At 73.3% G+C, this 13,567-nt stretch carries 14 protein-coding genes; 8 read left to right on the forward strand and 6 right to left on the reverse strand.

Features of this window, described 5'->3' with window-relative positions; genetic code table 11:
- The first annotated feature begins 135 nt into the window (after positions 1 to 135).
- The 5 genes from ACIQPT_RS22215 to ACIQPT_RS22235 all read left to right on the forward strand — a co-directional run bounded on the left by ACIQPT_RS22215 (position 136) and on the right by ACIQPT_RS22235 (position 5,234).
- Positions 136 to 1,119: a Bug family tripartite tricarboxylate transporter substrate binding protein gene (locus ACIQPT_RS22215; RefSeq protein WP_401157692.1), complete on the forward strand. Its 984-nt coding sequence runs from the start codon at positions 136 to 138 to the stop codon at positions 1,117 to 1,119.
- Positions 1,116 to 1,712, forward strand: a complete 597-nt coding sequence (locus ACIQPT_RS22220) for a tripartite tricarboxylate transporter TctB family protein (protein ID WP_401157694.1) — start codon at positions 1,116 to 1,118, stop codon at positions 1,710 to 1,712. Before ACIQPT_RS22215 ends, ACIQPT_RS22220 begins: the two co-directional genes overlap by 4 nt.
- 3 nt (positions 1,713 to 1,715) lie before the next feature.
- Positions 1,716 to 3,245 carry a tripartite tricarboxylate transporter permease gene (locus tag ACIQPT_RS22225; RefSeq protein ID WP_401157695.1) on the forward strand — a complete coding sequence of 510 codons (1,530 nt, stop codon included), beginning with the start codon at positions 1,716 to 1,718 and terminating at the stop codon, positions 3,243 to 3,245.
- 13 nt (positions 3,246 to 3,258) lie between these two features.
- The gene (locus tag ACIQPT_RS22230) at positions 3,259 to 4,752 is read left to right on the forward strand and encodes a trifunctional class I SAM-dependent methyltransferase/NUDIX hydrolase/VOC family protein (protein WP_401157696.1); all 1,494 of its coding nucleotides are present in this window, start codon (positions 3,259 to 3,261) and stop codon (positions 4,750 to 4,752) included.
- An 89-nt stretch (positions 4,753 to 4,841) separates the two neighbouring features.
- Positions 4,842 to 5,234 (forward strand): hypothetical protein, encoded by a 393-nt coding sequence (locus ACIQPT_RS22235; protein ID WP_401157698.1) that lies wholly within the window; start codon positions 4,842 to 4,844, stop codon positions 5,232 to 5,234.
- A gap of 148 nt (positions 5,235 to 5,382) precedes the next feature.
- On the opposite strand, the gene ACIQPT_RS22240 is transcribed toward ACIQPT_RS22235, so the two are convergent.
- The gene (locus ACIQPT_RS22240) at positions 5,383 to 5,925 is read right to left on the reverse strand and encodes a DUF402 domain-containing protein (RefSeq protein WP_401157699.1); all 543 of its coding nucleotides are present in this window, start codon (positions 5,923 to 5,925) and stop codon (positions 5,383 to 5,385) included.
- Positions 5,906 to 6,826, reverse strand: coding sequence for a GNAT family N-acetyltransferase (locus tag ACIQPT_RS22245; protein WP_401157701.1), 921 nt, complete (start codon positions 6,824 to 6,826; stop codon positions 5,906 to 5,908). The genes ACIQPT_RS22240 and ACIQPT_RS22245 overlap by 20 nt, the downstream gene beginning before the upstream one ends.
- Before the next feature lie 70 nt (positions 6,827 to 6,896).
- Here ACIQPT_RS22245 and ACIQPT_RS22250 point away from each other — a divergent pair, with 70 nt between their 5' ends.
- Positions 6,897 to 7,271 carry a GntR family transcriptional regulator gene (locus ACIQPT_RS22250; RefSeq protein ID WP_401157703.1) on the forward strand — a complete coding sequence of 125 codons (375 nt, stop codon included), beginning with the start codon at positions 6,897 to 6,899 and terminating at the stop codon, positions 7,269 to 7,271.
- Positions 7,272 to 7,317: 46 nt separating this feature from the next.
- On the opposite strand, the gene ACIQPT_RS22255 is transcribed toward ACIQPT_RS22250, so the two are convergent.
- Positions 7,318 to 8,412 (reverse strand): DUF5925 domain-containing protein, encoded by a 1,095-nt coding sequence (locus ACIQPT_RS22255; protein ID WP_401157705.1) that lies wholly within the window; start codon positions 8,410 to 8,412, stop codon positions 7,318 to 7,320.
- A 234-nt stretch (positions 8,413 to 8,646) separates the two neighbouring features.
- Here ACIQPT_RS22255 and ACIQPT_RS22260 point away from each other — a divergent pair, with 234 nt between their 5' ends.
- Both ACIQPT_RS22260 and ACIQPT_RS22265 read left to right on the forward strand, forming a co-directional pair.
- On the forward strand, positions 8,647 to 9,450 hold the full coding sequence (locus ACIQPT_RS22260; protein ID WP_401157707.1) for an SGNH/GDSL hydrolase family protein: 804 nt from the start codon (positions 8,647 to 8,649) through the stop codon (positions 9,448 to 9,450).
- 267 nt (positions 9,451 to 9,717) lie between these two features.
- Entirely contained in the window at positions 9,718 to 9,981 is a 264-nt protein-coding gene (locus ACIQPT_RS22265) for a hypothetical protein (protein ID WP_003970092.1), read from the forward strand.
- Between the two features lie 51 nt (positions 9,982 to 10,032).
- Here ACIQPT_RS22265 and ACIQPT_RS22270 read toward each other — a convergent pair whose 3' ends face one another.
- The 3 genes from ACIQPT_RS22270 to ACIQPT_RS22280 all read right to left on the reverse strand — a co-directional run bounded on the left by ACIQPT_RS22270 (position 10,033) and on the right by ACIQPT_RS22280 (position 13,551).
- Complete coding sequence (locus ACIQPT_RS22270) at positions 10,033 to 11,229, reverse strand: CaiB/BaiF CoA transferase family protein (protein WP_401157709.1); 1,197 nt, start codon at positions 11,227 to 11,229, stop codon at positions 10,033 to 10,035.
- A 70-nt stretch (positions 11,230 to 11,299) separates the two neighbouring features.
- Positions 11,300 to 12,628: a type ISP restriction/modification enzyme gene (locus tag ACIQPT_RS22275; protein WP_401157711.1), complete on the reverse strand. Its 1,329-nt coding sequence runs from the start codon at positions 12,626 to 12,628 to the stop codon at positions 11,300 to 11,302.
- A gap of 71 nt (positions 12,629 to 12,699) precedes the next feature.
- The gene (locus ACIQPT_RS22280) at positions 12,700 to 13,551 is read right to left on the reverse strand and encodes a GntR family transcriptional regulator (RefSeq protein ID WP_401157713.1); all 852 of its coding nucleotides are present in this window, start codon (positions 13,549 to 13,551) and stop codon (positions 12,700 to 12,702) included.
- Positions 13,552 to 13,567 lie beyond the last annotated feature (16 nt).

Consider the following 13,567-nt stretch of genomic DNA (forward strand, 5'->3'; position numbering starts at 1 on the left):
ACCACCAGCACAGTTGTCACGCCGCCACGCTAGGCCGCGACCGCAACGACCACAACGTCCGTTGATACCGGAAGAGAGACAGCCTCTTAACGCGCAGGCAACATGTGGGCCACTTCACAGCGAAAGGCGGAACCTGTGCGACTGCGCACTCTCCTCGCCCTGTTCGGGGCCGCGTTGCTGGTGGTGGTCGGGCCGCCCCTGCTCTCCACCGACGACGGCTCGGACGCCGGCACCCAGATTCCCGGGCTCCGCTTCATGGTCCCCAACACCCCCGGCGGCGGCTACGACATCACCGCGCGCACCATGGCCAAGAACGCCGAGGACGCCGGACTCACCCACAACATCGAGGTGTTCAACCTGCCGGGCGCCGGCGGAACGGTCGGCCTGACCCGGCTCGTCGGCGAACACGGCAACGGCAAGCTCGCGCTCTCCATGGGCCTCGGCGTCGTCGGAGCCGTCCATACCAACAAGTCGCCGAGCACCCTGGCCGACACCACCCCGATCGCCCGGCTCACCGAGGAGCCGGACATCGTCGTCGTCTCCAAGGACTCCCCGTACCGCACCATCGCCGACCTCCTCGCCGCCTGGAAGAAGGACCCGGCCCGCGTCCCGGTCGGCGGCGGGTCCTCGCCCGGCGGCCCGGACCACCTCGCCCCGATGCTCATGGCGCAGGCGGCCGGCATCGCCCCGAGGACGGTCAACTACGTCCCGTTCGACGGCGGTGGCGAACTCCTCGCCTCCATCCTCGGAAACAAGGTCGGCTTCGGGGTCTCCGGCCTCGGCGAGTACCGCGACCAGATCGAGGCGGGCGAACTGCGGCTGCTCGCCGTGACCGGCCCGAAGCGGGTGCCGGGCCTCGACGCCCCCACCCTGCGCGAAGCCGGACTCGACACCGAGTTCACCAACTGGCGCGGCATCGTCGCCCCGCCCGGCCTCTCGACGGCCGAACGCGACAAGCTCACCGGCCTGATCCGCGAACTCCACGGCTCGAAGCAGTGGAAGGAGTCGATGAGGAAGAACGGCTGGGACGACGCCCTCCTCATCGGCGAACCCTTCGGCGACTTCCTCGACGAGCAGGACCAGCGGGTCGCCACCGTCCTCAAGGAGCTGGGGCTGTGACCACCGAACCCACTGACCCCACCGAGTCCGCCGACCCCAGCGACCTCGCCGGGCGGCCGGGCGGCGAGGCCGACGCCGCGCGGGACGAGAAGAGCACCACCCTCTCCTGGCTGCGCGAGCACTCCGAACTCGGCGTCTGCGTCCTGCTGTTCGCGCTGGGCACGCTCGTCCTCACCGACGCCTTCACCATGAGCGTCGACATCGCCCAGCGCGGCCCCGTCGGCCCCCGGACCGTCCCCTTCGTCATCGGCGGTCTGTTCCTCCTCATCGCCGTCCTGCTCGCCGGCGACGTGCTGCGCGGCGGACGCGGCGAGGCCGAGGGCGGCGAGGACGTCGACCTCGACGAACCGGCCGACTGGCGCACCGTCCTCCTGCTCGCCGGCGTCTTCCTCGCCACCGCCGTCCTGATCGGCCCCCTCGGCTTCCCGATCGCCGGAGCCCTGCTCTTCTGGGGCTCCGCCTACGCACTCGGCAGCCGGCACCACGGCCGCGACCCGCTCATCGCCGCCGGCATCTCCCTGGCCACCTACTTCGTCTTCGACAACCTGCTCGGTGTCCCCCTTCCGGGCGGCCCGCTGATGGGGGTGCTCTGACCGATGGATTCCCTCAACTCCCTCATCGACGGCTTCGGTACCGCGCTCACCCCGATGAACCTGCTCTGGGCCGCGATCGGCGTCCTGCTCGGCACCGCGATCGGCGTGCTCCCCGGCATCGGCCCGGCGATGGCCGTGGCGCTGCTGCTCCCGGTGACGTACGGACTCGACCCGACCGGCGCGTTCATCATGTTCGCCGGGATCTACTACGGGGCGATGTTCGGCGGCTCCACCACCTCGATCCTCCTCAACACCCCCGGGGAGAGCGCCGCCGTGGTCGCCGCGATCGAGGGCAACCCGATGGCGAAGGGCGGACGCGGCGCCCAGGCGCTGGCCGCCGCCGCGATCGGCCACTTCGCGGGCGGCATGATCGGCACGATCCTGCTGGTCGTCCTCGCCCCGACCGTCGCGTCGCTCGCCATCGGCATCGGCGCCCCCGACTACTTCGCCATCATGGTGCTGGCCTTCATCGCCGTCACCTCCGTCCTCGGCGCCTCCCGCATCCGTGGCATCGCCTCCCTCCTCATCGGCCTCACCATCGGACTGGTCGGCCTCGACCAGATGACCGGCCAGCAGCGCCTGACCTTCGGGTCCCTCCAACTGGCCGACGGCGTCGACGTGGTGATCGTCGCGGTCGGGCTCTTCGCGATCGGCGAGGCCCTCTGGGTCGCCGCCCATCTGCGCCGCTCCACCGGCAAACCGATCCCCGTCGGCCGGCCCTGGCTCGGCCGCGCCGACCTGAAGCGCACCTGGAAGCCCTGGCTGCGCGGCCCCGTCATCGGCTTCCCCTTCGGGGCGATCCCGGCGGGCGGCGCGGAGATCCCCACCTTCCTCAGTTACGTCACCGAGAAGCGGCTCTCCAAGCACCGCGACCAGTTCGGCAAGGGGGCCATCGAAGGCGTCGCCGGACCGGAGGCCGCCGCCTCCGCCTCCGCCGCCGGAACCCTCGTCTCGATGCTCACCCTCGGGCTGCCCACCACCGCCGTCGCCGCCGTGATGCTGGCCGCCTTCCAGCAGTACGGAATCCAGCCGGGCCCGCTTCTCTTCGAACGTGAACCGGAGCTGGTCTGGGGGCTCATCGCCTCGCTCTTCGTCGGCATGGTGCTGCTGCTCGCCCTCAATCTGCCGCTCGCCCCCGTCTGGGCGAAGCTCCTGCGGATCCCGCGCCCCTATCTGTACGCGGGCATCCTCTTCTTCGCCGCCGTCGGCGCGTACGCGGTCGGCGGGGAGTCGCTGGACCTGGTGATCCTGCTGGTCATCGGGCTGATCGGGTTCGGGATGCGGCGTTACGGGCTGCCGGTGCTGCCCGCCGTCATCGGGGTGATCCTCGGCCCGGCCGCCGAACAGCAGTTGCGCCGCGCGCTCCAGATCAGCGACGGGAGCGTGTCCGGCCTGGTCAACACCCCGTTCTCCGTCACGGTCTACGCGATCGTGGTGCTGATCGTGGCCTGGCCGCTGATCAGCCGGCTGATCGTACGGCTGCGCGGTGGCCGGAAAACGGCCGAGGAGTCCCGCACTGTCAGTGGCGGCTGAGAGCATCGAAGCCATGACCACGATCGACTGGGACGCGGCTGCCGGATCCTTCGACGAGGAGCCCGACCACGGGCTCCTCGACCCCGCCGTGCGCGACGCCTGGGCCGGGCGGCTGGAGAGCTGGCTGCCCGCCACTCGCGGCGATGTGCTGGACCTGGGGTGCGGCACCGGCAGCCTCTCCCTGCTCGCCGCGGGCCAGGGACACCGCGTCACCGCCGTCGACCGCTCGCCCCGCATGGCGGAGCAGGCCCGTGCCAAGCTCGCCGGGACCGGTGCGGAGGTCCTCGTCGGGGACGCCGCCCGGCCCCCGGTCGGGGAGCGGGCGTTCGACGCCGTCGTGGCCCGGCACGTCGTCTGGCTGCTGCCCGACCCGGCCGCGGCCCTGGCGCACTGGTTCGGCCTGCTGAAGCCGGGCGGGCGGCTCGTCCTCGTCGAAGGGGTGTGGGGCGGCGCCGGCCTGTCCGCCACGGCGCTCACCGCCCTGCTCTCCGCGCACACCGAGCGCATCCACCACGAGGACCTGGCCCCCGACAGCCGGCTGTGGGGCAAGAAGGTCGACGACGAGCGCTATGCGCTGGTCGCCCGAGCGATGCCGGCGTATCGGCACACCGAGGTCGTCGACGTCCATCTGATCCTGCGGCGCGGCCCGGACGTCCTGCTGGCCCGCCGCTCCAACACCGGGTATGCGGACGGACTGCTCCATATGCCCTCCGGCCACGCGGAGGACGGCGAGGACGTCCGTGAGGCGATGATCCGGGAGGCCGCCGAGGAGATCGGCCTCGATCTGGACCCCGACGAGCTGCGGGTGGCCCTCGTGATGCAGCACCGGGGCCCCGGCGGCGGGGCGCGCATGGGCTGGTTCTTCGTCGCGGAGTACGACCCGGCCCGCCCGCCGCGCAACGCGGAGCCGGAGAAGTGCTCCGAGCTGGCCTGGTTCCCGCTGGCCGCGCTGCCGGACGACATGGTCGCGTACTGCCGGGCGGGCCTGGACGGTTATCGCTCGGGCGAGCACTTCATGATCCACTGGCATCGGGACGGGGAGCCGATCGCGTACGTCCCGGGCGGCGTCGGCCGGGCCGTCCCGCTGCCCGCCGCCGAGGAGACCACCGGCCGGGTGCACCACATCGAGCTGTGGGTGGCGGACCTCGCGGCGGCGGAGCGCAGTTGGGGCTGGCTGCTGGGCCGGCTCGGCCATGTCCCGTACCAGCACTGGGCCCACGGCCGCAGTTGGCGGCGCGGCGACGCGTATGTCGTGCTCGAACAGTCGCCGGACCTGGTCGCGGGCGGCCACGACCGCCGCCGCCCCGGGCTCAACCACCTGGCGTTCCACATCGGTGACCGGGCCGCCCTCGACGCGCTGACGGCCGAGGCCCCGGCGTACGGCTGGCGGCTGCTGTTCCCCGACCGCCATCCGTACGCGGGCGGCGGCGGCCACCACGCCGCCTATCTGGAGGACCCGGCGGGGTACGAGGTGGAGCTGGTCGCCGACTCCCTGCCCCGGCCCTGAGCCGCCCGGCCGTTCGTACGGGCCCACCGTGCTTCCGGTGCGCCGGCCGTGATGGACTGGCGTGCGTTCACCGAGGTCAAGGGGGAGAAATGACAGCCGACGAGACCGCGCCGCCCGCGCCCGCACCCACGAATGCCGCACCGGAGCAGGCCCAGCGGGACGCCCGCCGGATGGACTCCTGGTCGATCGCGTGGATGTTCCTGGCCCTGGTGGTCTGGGGATGGTTCGCGTTCCTGATGCTCGCCGACTACGGCCCGGAGTACGGGGACCGAGCGCTGTGCCGGGGCCCGTTGAACGGCCCGCTGTCCGAAAACGGCCACTGCGACAGCGAGCTGCGGCAGTGGCCCGCGCTGCTGGGCATCCTCGGGCTGGCGGTCCTGGCGAGCGTCATCGCGTCGGCGACCATGGTGTACGCCAAGGTCCTGGCCCGGCTGGCCCGGCCGGCCGGCCGTGACGAGCCCGGCGCGCGGCCGCAGGGCTGAGAGCCGTCCCACCGGCGCTCGGGCGCTGCCGGACCGACCGGCGCACGCCGACCGCGCCGGTCAGGCGAGAAGAGCGGGGTGACCGCCGTGCCCCGGCGCACGCAGCCCGCGCCCGGTGAGGCGGTCCGCGCACGCCCACCGCGCCCGGTCAGGCGAGAAGACCGGCCAGGCCCTCGCTCCTGGCCAGGTGCTCCAGCTCGTCCAGGGCCGAGACCGCCGCCCCGGCCGCCGCCGGATCGCGCCCGGCCAGGCCGCTCTCCTCGAACTCGTCCTCGTCCAGCCGCAGCACCGACGTGCCGTCGGCCGACACCCACAGGTCCAGATCCAGGTCCTCGACCGCCAGCACCCCGTCCGCCAGCACGGCGGGCCGGGTGATGTCGCAGTACCAGCCCTTGAACCGGCCGTCGCCGGTGCGGACCTCCTTCACCGCGAACCACCGGTCCCGCCAGTAGTGCTCGGTGAACACGTCGCCCGGCTCGAACCGGACGAAGCCGAAGTCCCGCACCCCGGGCGCGGCCCACGGCGCCCGGACGGTGACGCGGACACCGTCGTCGCGGACCAGCTCCGCCGGATACCTGATCTTGGTGCGGCCCGCCTTGGACAGGGCGACGACCAGGCCCTTCGTACGGCCCGCGCGGGGCTCAGGGGCCCGGAGCTCAGGGGCCCGGGGCTCAGGGGAGGGTGCGGACATGGCGGACCTCCGTCGCGCAGATCTGGTAGCCGAACCACTGGTTGACGGCCAGCATCGGGCCGTTGCCGGTGTCGTTGGAGGTGTAGGCGTCCGTGTAGCCGGCCGCCCGCGCCCGGTGCAGCGAGTCGTTCTTCGCCAGCTTCGCCAGGCCCCGACCGCGGAACTCCCGCAGGGTGCCGGTCATGGAGCTCAGATACGTCCGTACGCCGTCGGTGGTCGCCGCGCTGAACGCCGCCACCTTCCCGTCCACCAGAGCCACCGAGGTGAGCCCCTGGTCGAAGGCCGGGTGCCGCCAGATGTTCGTCAGCCAGTCCTCGTAGTCGTCCAGCTCGGAGGTGATGTCGCCCGGTTCGTCGGCCGTCACCTCGACATCCGCCTCGAACAGCGGCCGGGGATCGTCCGCGAAGTCGGACCCGGGCCGCAGCTCGACGCCCGCGGGCGACTCCTGACGCGGCGGCAGGGTCCCGCCCGCGAGGTCGAGATGCTGGAAGTGCGCGGAGCGGCTGGGCCGGTAGCCCCGTTTGCCGGCGAACTCCAGGCTCTCCGGGTTGTCCAGGACCCACGCGTACACGACCGTGGCCCCGGCCTGGGCCAGGTGCTCCTCCGCCGTGCGCAGCAGCAGCGAGCCCGCGCCGCGGTGGGTGCGGCCGGGAAGCGTCTGCGGTGTGAAGAACCCCTGCCCCGGTTCCGGACTGTCGTGGGCGATGCCCGCCTGCGCCGTGCCGATGATCTCGCCGTCCTCCTCGGCGACCAGCAGCCGGTAGTGCCGGTCCGGATGGGCGTGGGCCAGGTCGTGGACGACCTGTTCGGGGGTGGCCACCATCCAGGGGACCGAGGCCCGGCGGGCGTGGGTCCAGGCCTCCGCGTCGGACGGCCGGAAATCGCGCACGATCACAGTCATGCGGTGGACCGTATGCGCAGCCGCGCCCCGAACGCCTCCCCTTTTTCCGCCGGTGGGGGAGAATCGGCCCGTGACTGACAAGATCGTCCTCGACCCGGACTCCGGCATCGCGCCGTACGAGCAACTGCGCAACCGGCTCTCCGAACTGGCCCGTTCCGGCGCGCTGCCCGTCGGCCACCGGCTCCCGACCGTACGCGGCTTCGCCGAGGAGCTGGGCCTCGCCGCCAACACCGTGGCCAAGGCCTACCGGGCCCTGGAGGCGGACGGGGTGATCGAGACCCGGGGGCGCAACGGAACGTTCATCGCGGCCGCCGGGGGAGCGGCCGAACAGCGGGCCGCGACCGCCGCGCAGCTGTACGCGGAGACCGCCGAGCGGCTCGGCCTCACCCGGCAGCAGGCCCTGTCGCTGGCCAAGGACGCGGTACGCGCCGCGTACGGCGACTGAGGCGCCCGACCGCGAAAGCGGCTACAGATCCCGAACGCGGAACCGGTTACAGATACAGCCCCGCGTCGGCCCCCGCGTCCTGCTTCGGCACCGACGCGGGGCCGATGCCCCGGCGCAGCGCGTACAGCTCGGCCAGCGAATTGCCCTCCCGGCTCACCCCTTCGTCCGTGCCCAGCCAGGCAACCGACTCCTGACGGGTCAACGGGCCGACCTCGATCCTGGCCAGGCAGCGGCCCGGCCGGACGACCGCCGGGTGCAGCCGCTCCAGGTCCTCGTTGGTGGTGACCCCCACCAGCACGTTGCGCCCCTGGCCCAGCAGACCGTCCGTCAGGTTCAGCAGCCGGGACAGGGCCTGGCCCGCCGTGTGCTTGGCCTCGCCGCGGATCAGCTCGTCGCAGTCCTCCAGGAGCAGCAGCCGCCACCGCCCCTTCGCCGTTCCGTCGTCCTCACCGATCGCGATGTCCATCAGATAGCCGACGTCGTTGAAGAGCCGCTCGGGGTCCAGTACGCAGTCCACCTGGCACCAGTCGCGCCAGGACCGGGCCAGGGTGCGCAGCGCGGACGTCTTGCCGGTGCCGGGCGGGCCGTGCAGCAGGAGCAGCCGGCCCGCGATGTCGTCCGGCGTCACCTTCATCAGCCGGCCCATGGCATCGGCCACCGGAGCGGTGTAGTTGGGGCGGACCTCGTCCCAGCTGCCGGCGGTGATCCGGCGGGTGGTGCGGTACGGGCCGCGGCGCGGGGAGACGTACCAGAAGCCCATGGTCACGTTGTCGGGCTGGGGCTCCGGTTCGTCCTGCGCCCCGTCCGTCGCCCGGCCGAGGACCTGCTCCGCCAGCTCCGCGCTGGTCGCGGTGACGGTGACGTCCGCGCCCCGGTTCCACCGGGAGGCCAGCAGGGTCCAGCCCTCGCCCTCCGCGAGCGTCGCGCTGCGGTCGTCGTCACGGGCGGCCCGCAACACCGTGGCGTCCGGCGGCAGCAGGGTCGCCCCGGCCTTGACCCGGTCGAGGGAGGAGCTGTGCGAGTACGGCTGCTCGCCTGTCGCGAACCGGCCGAGGAAGAGTGCGTCCACGACGTCGGACGGTGAATCGCTGTCGTCGACGGTGAGCCGGATCGGCAGAGCGGATTCGGGAGAGTCAGGCATGGCGCCCATGATCCGGCACGGGGACACCCCGTGCACCCGGGTTTCGCAGGCCCGTGCGGGACGCGGACGGCGCCCGGGAACCGACGGGGCGCCAGGAGGACGTCAAGGAGCGCCCGTTGAAATCCAGGGGGCGGACGGAAGCACACCACCCCTATTTTTGGCATGGACACTTCCGGTGCGGTGAGGGGGCTGCTACTACGGAGTAGGCAGATACCCCCTGCTCAAGGAGGTCCCATGAAAATGTCCAGACTCGTGGCGTTCTCGTCCTCTCTCCTGCTCGGCGCCGTCCTCGCCCTCACCGGTGCCGGGGTCGCGAACGCCGACTCCTCCGCAGCCGCCGTCGACTACGTCGCCCTCGGCGACTCGTACTCCTCCGGCGTCGGAGCCGGCAGCTACGACGGCTCCAGCTGCAAGCGCAGCAGCCGCGCCTACCCCGCTCTCTGGGCGGCCGCCAACTCCCCCTCCACCTTCGACTTCGCCGCCTGCTCCGGGGCCAGGACCGGAGACGTCACGGGCAGTCAGCTCGGCAGGCTGAACGCCTCGACCGACCTCGTCACGATCTCCATCGGCGGCAACGACGCGGGCTTCGCCGACGTCATGACGACCTGTGTGCTCCAGTCCGAGGCCACCTGCCTCAGCCGCATCGCCACCGCCCGCGCCTACGTCGACTCCACCCTGCCCGGCCGGCTCGACTCCGTGTACACCGCCATCCGCTCCAAGGCCCCCTCCGCGCAGATCGTCGTCCTCGGCTACCCCCGCTTCTACCAGCTCGGCGGCGGCTGCATCGCCGGTCTGAGCGAGAAGGAGCGCTCCGCCATCAACGGGGCGTCCGACCACCTCAACACGGCCACCGCCAAGCGGGCGGCCGACCACGGCTTCACCTTCGGCGACGTCAGGACGACCTTCGCCGGGCACGAGATCTGCTCGGGCAACGCCTGGCTGCACAGCGTGAACTGGCTCAACATCGGCGAGTCCTACCACCCCACCGCCGCCGGACAGTCGGGCGGCTACCTCCCGGTCCTCAACTCCGCTCTCTGACCCGGGAAAGCGTTCCGCCGCCCGCCGTCCCTCACGCGGGAGACCTCGTCCTGCGAGGTCTCCCGCTCCACGGCCGAGCGGCGGGTGACGCAAGGGGCAAACCAGCTGAACTGTCCCAAGTCGCCCTGGAATCGCGCAGATTCGGTAACGGGCCGTCAACCTCCGTATGTGTGTGCGCAATCCTCTGGCCGGGATACACGGGTGTCACCGCGGGGCGATAGGGTTAACCTGCCCGGACCGGGTGCCCTCGTACGGGTGGGGAGTGACATGGAACAGATAACGGTGCGAAGCAGGCCGCGTGTGCCTGCCATCACATGCGGGAGCGGTGCGACCAGTACGCGCCTCGACCGCCATCTCGCGGTGCTCGGCGGCCCTGTCGTCCCGCAGCGCGAGTCGGCGGAAGCGACGCTGCTGATGCGTGAGCTGACCTCGCGTGATGCCGCGCACACCCGCCGGAGCAGGAGCGCCCGCGTGTCGCTCTTCGCCCCGCTGCGGCGACTGCGGCGCTCGCTCTTCGGCAGCCGCCGCTGACCCACGGCACGGCATCGCCCGTCCGGACCGGCCCACCGCTCCCGGGACGGCTCAGGCGATCACTCCGTCCCGGCGCAGCACCGATGCCTGCTCGTCCGTCATCCCCAGGGCTCGCAGCAGCGCATCGGTGTGCTCACCCAGCGCCGGTACGGCACCCATCCGCGCTTCCGTACTCCCCGGCAGCGTGATCGGCGGCAGCAGCGCCCGCAACGGCCCCACCGGTGACTCCACTTCCCGCCACCGGTCCCGTGCCGCGAGCTGCGGATGCGCCGCCACATCGGCCACCGTGTTCAGCCGGGCACAGGCGATGCCCGCCGCCTCCAGACCGGCCAGCGCCTCCCGCCCCGTCAGGCCGGCCAGCGCCCGGCCCACCGCCGCATCGGTCCGCTCCCGGTTCGCGGTGCGCGCCGCGTTCGTCGCGAAGTCGGGGTCGTCCGCCAACTCGGGCCTTCCGAGCACCTGTTCCGCCAGCCGCCGCCACTCCCGGTCGTTCTGCACGGAGAGCAGCACCCGCTCGCCGTCGGCCGTGGGGAAGGCGTCGTACGGCGCGATCACCGAGTGCGCGAGACCGGTACGCGCCGGGGGAGCGGAGCCGTGCATCCCCTGGTGCAGCGGATGCCCCATCCACTCGGCCAGCGCGTCCAGCATGGAGACCTCCACCGGACCGCCCCGTCCGGTGGTGGCCCGCCGCAGCAGCGCCGCGAGCACCCCGGAGAACGCGTACATCGCCGCCGCGATGTCCGCCGCGGGAACGCCCGCCTTCACCGGCTGCTCCGCCGTCCCCGTCACCGAGACCAGACCGGCCTCGCACTGCACGAGCATGTCGTAGGCCCGCTTGTGCGCGTACGGCCCCTCCGCCCCGTAACCGGAGATGTCGACCGCCACCAGGCGCGGGTGCGCCGCGCAGAGCGTGGCGGCGTCGAGCCCGAGCCGGGCCGCCGCACCCTGGGCCAGGTTCTGTACGAACACATCGGCGCCGGCGACGAGTTCACGGACCACCGCAAGGCCCCGCGGGTCCTTCAGATCGACGGCGAGGGACTCCTTGCCCCGGTTGCACCAGACGAAGTGCGAGGCGAGACCGCGCGCCGCCGTGTCGTAGCCGCGCGCGAAGTCGCCGCCGTCCGGGCGCTCCACCTTGATGACCCTGGCTCCGAGGTCGGCGAGCTGCCGGGTGGCGAAGGGGGCGGCGACCGCCTGCTCGACGGCCACCACGGTGATGCCGTCGAGGGGGAGTGGTGAGGTGTTCATGGCCCGTGCTTACCCTCTGACCGGTCCTTTCGCCAGCTCCGGCCCACCCGGAGCCATGGACGGGCCGCCGCTACAGCAGCGCGAACTGCCCCTCCGGGCCCTCCTCCTGGTGTCCGAGCACCGATGCGGGACGCCGTGCCGAGGACGGGACCGGCAGCACCCCCGCCGCCCGCAGCTCGGCGGGCCCGATCAGCGGCCCCGCCTCCAGGGCGGCCCGCAGCTCCTTACGGGGCCCCGCCGTGCCGTCCAGCAGGGCGAGTACGGTGATGAGTTCGAGCAGCTCCGAGGTCCACTCCCGGGGCCAGCCGCGCGCACCGACCGCGTCCAGACCCTCCGGGGCCGCCCCGTCCGGTCCCCGGCCCGCCGCGGCCGCCGCCCGGCGCGCGAACCAGAGCTCCAGCACCCGCACCCCTCCCACCGTGAACTCCCAGGCCGCCGCGGGCACCGGCGAGATCCGGCCGTCGCCGACGATCAGCGCCTCGTCCTCGGCGTCGTACACCAGCTCCGAGGGCCGGGCCGGGAGCGCGGCCCGCACATAGGGCCTGCGCCCGCCCGGCAGCCGGGGGCGCTCCCCGCCCCGGGCCCCGCGCGACTGGATCCGCAGCAGCTCCCGGCCGAGCGCCACCCCCGACGACCACACCTCCGCGTCGGCCGGCAACGGGACCCGCAGGCCGGCGGGGGTGGGCCGGGCGGCGGCCAGGATCCAGGCCAGCACCGCTTCCGGGGTGAACGCGTCCGGGGCCGTCCCGCCGCCGAGCCGCCCGCGCAGCAGGTCCAGGAGCCCCGGCGCCAGATTGGGCTCCGTGGAGCCGGGCCTGCGGTGGAGCGGCCTGATCCGGCCGGGCCGCCCGGCGGGGGAGTGCCCGTCGGGCAGCAGCGCGGTCACCGACAGGGCGGGCCCGGCATCCTCGGGGGCGGAGCTGTGCTCGACCGCGAAGAGCTGCTGCCCGTCGGCGACCCGCCACAGCTCCGGACGGGCCGCGTCGATCAGCCGATGGTCGGGCAGCAGCCACTGTTCGTCGTAGGGGCCGTGCAGGATCCGTACGGGGTCGGGGCAGGGGCCCGGGTCCCGGGCGAAGCGGCCCGTCCCGGCGGACCGGCCGGGCAGGGCCCCGACCGAGGTGTGCGGCGTACGGGAACGGGTGGGCGCGAACAGCCGCTCCTGCTCGGCGGCGTCGGCGGCCGCCAGCCGTTCCCAGCGGGCCCGGAGCACCACGGGGTCGGGGCCGCTCACCCAGGCGCGGCCGGTTCTCAGCGGCCGTACGGACCACGGCATCAGCTCGTCCAGCGACAGGAGCCCGTCCGGCGACCCGGGTCCGTCCAACGGCGCGGGCGTCCCCGGTGGCGAGGACCGGACGTTCCCGTCGCCGCCGGCCGTCGCTGTCCCGTGCGCTGTCACCTGCCCGTCCTCCCCTGTCCGCCGTGACCCGTTCGCATCGTAACGGCGGGCGGCGTCCCCGTGGGGCGGGGTCAGGTGGCCTCCACCGTCACGGAGAAGGAGAACCGGTCGCCCCGGTAGCGGATCCGGGCCACGTCCACCACGTGCCCCTCCGCGTCGTACGTCACGCCCGTGTAGTGCAGGATCGGGCTGAGCAGCGGGACCTGGAGCAGCTCGGCGGTCACCGGGTCGGCGAGCCGGGCCTCCACCGTGTCGGTGATCCGGGAGATCTTCACCCCGACGACGTCCCGCAGGACCTTGGTCATCGGCCAGCGTTCGAGGTCGGCCACGTCGATCCGGGCGGCGATGTCGGGGCGGACCGCGTTCTCCGCCCAGTTGGTGGGCTCGTCGCTCTCGCCGTCGCGGCGCAGCCGCCGGTAACAGGTCACCTCGGCGCAGTCCGGGAAGAACTCGGCGAGATCACCGGGCACCGCCGTCGGGCCATGGCCGAGAACGGTCGTCGCCTCCCCGGACTGCTGGGCCACGATCGCGTCGACCGAGCCCAGCAGCCGGACCGGGGAGACCCGCCGGGCGCGCGGCTCGATGAACGTGCCGCGCCGCCGGTGCCGGCTGATCAGCCCCTCGGTCTCCAGCTCCTTGAGCGCCTGGCGCATCGTGAGCACGCTGACCCCGTAGTGCGCGGCGAGCTGCTCCTCGGTGGGCAGCCGGGCGGAGGCGTCCTGCGGGCGGCCCAGTACGGAGGCCCGCAGGGACTGGGAGACCTGGTACCAGAGCGGCAGCTTCCGGTTCAGGACGAGGGAGTCGGGGGCGAAGGCGGGCGGCGCCTTGGCGTCCCCGTCCGCCCCGGCCCCGGTGTCCACGCCGGTGTCCGCACCGGCGTCCCCGTCCGCCCCGGCCCCGGCGTGTTCGTGGCTCTCGGTCACGTCGTCCTCGTCCCGT

The sequence above is a fragment of the Streptomyces sp. NPDC091289 genome, assembly GCF_044757365.1.
In the GTDB taxonomy this organism is placed as follows: Bacteria; Actinomycetota; Actinomycetes; order Streptomycetales; family Streptomycetaceae; genus Streptomyces.

What these genes read in the sequence shown, in the direction of transcription:
- ACIQPT_RS22225 (WP_401157695.1), top strand. Translation starts at nt 1,716, where the DNA reads ATGGATTCCCTCAACTCCCTCATCGACGGCTTCGGTACCGCGCTCACC.
- ACIQPT_RS22230 (WP_401157696.1), top strand. Translation starts at nt 3,259, where the DNA reads ATGACCACGATCGACTGGGACGCGGCTGCCGGATCCTTCGACGAGGAG.
- ACIQPT_RS22235 (WP_401157698.1), top strand. Translation starts at nt 4,842, where the DNA reads ATGACAGCCGACGAGACCGCGCCGCCCGCGCCCGCACCCACGAATGCC.
- ACIQPT_RS22240 (WP_401157699.1), bottom strand. Translation starts at nt 5,925, where the DNA reads ATGTCCGCACCCTCCCCTGAGCCCCGGGCCCCTGAGCTCCGGGCCCCT.
- ACIQPT_RS22245 (WP_401157701.1), bottom strand. Translation starts at nt 6,826, where the DNA reads ATGACTGTGATCGTGCGCGATTTCCGGCCGTCCGACGCGGAGGCCTGG.
- ACIQPT_RS22255 (WP_401157705.1), bottom strand. Translation starts at nt 8,412, where the DNA reads ATGCCTGACTCTCCCGAATCCGCTCTGCCGATCCGGCTCACCGTCGAC.
- ACIQPT_RS22260 (WP_401157707.1), top strand. Translation starts at nt 8,647, where the DNA reads ATGAAAATGTCCAGACTCGTGGCGTTCTCGTCCTCTCTCCTGCTCGGC.
- ACIQPT_RS22265 (WP_003970092.1), top strand. Translation starts at nt 9,718, where the DNA reads ATGGAACAGATAACGGTGCGAAGCAGGCCGCGTGTGCCTGCCATCACA.
- ACIQPT_RS22270 (WP_401157709.1), bottom strand. Translation starts at nt 11,229, where the DNA reads ATGAACACCTCACCACTCCCCCTCGACGGCATCACCGTGGTGGCCGTC.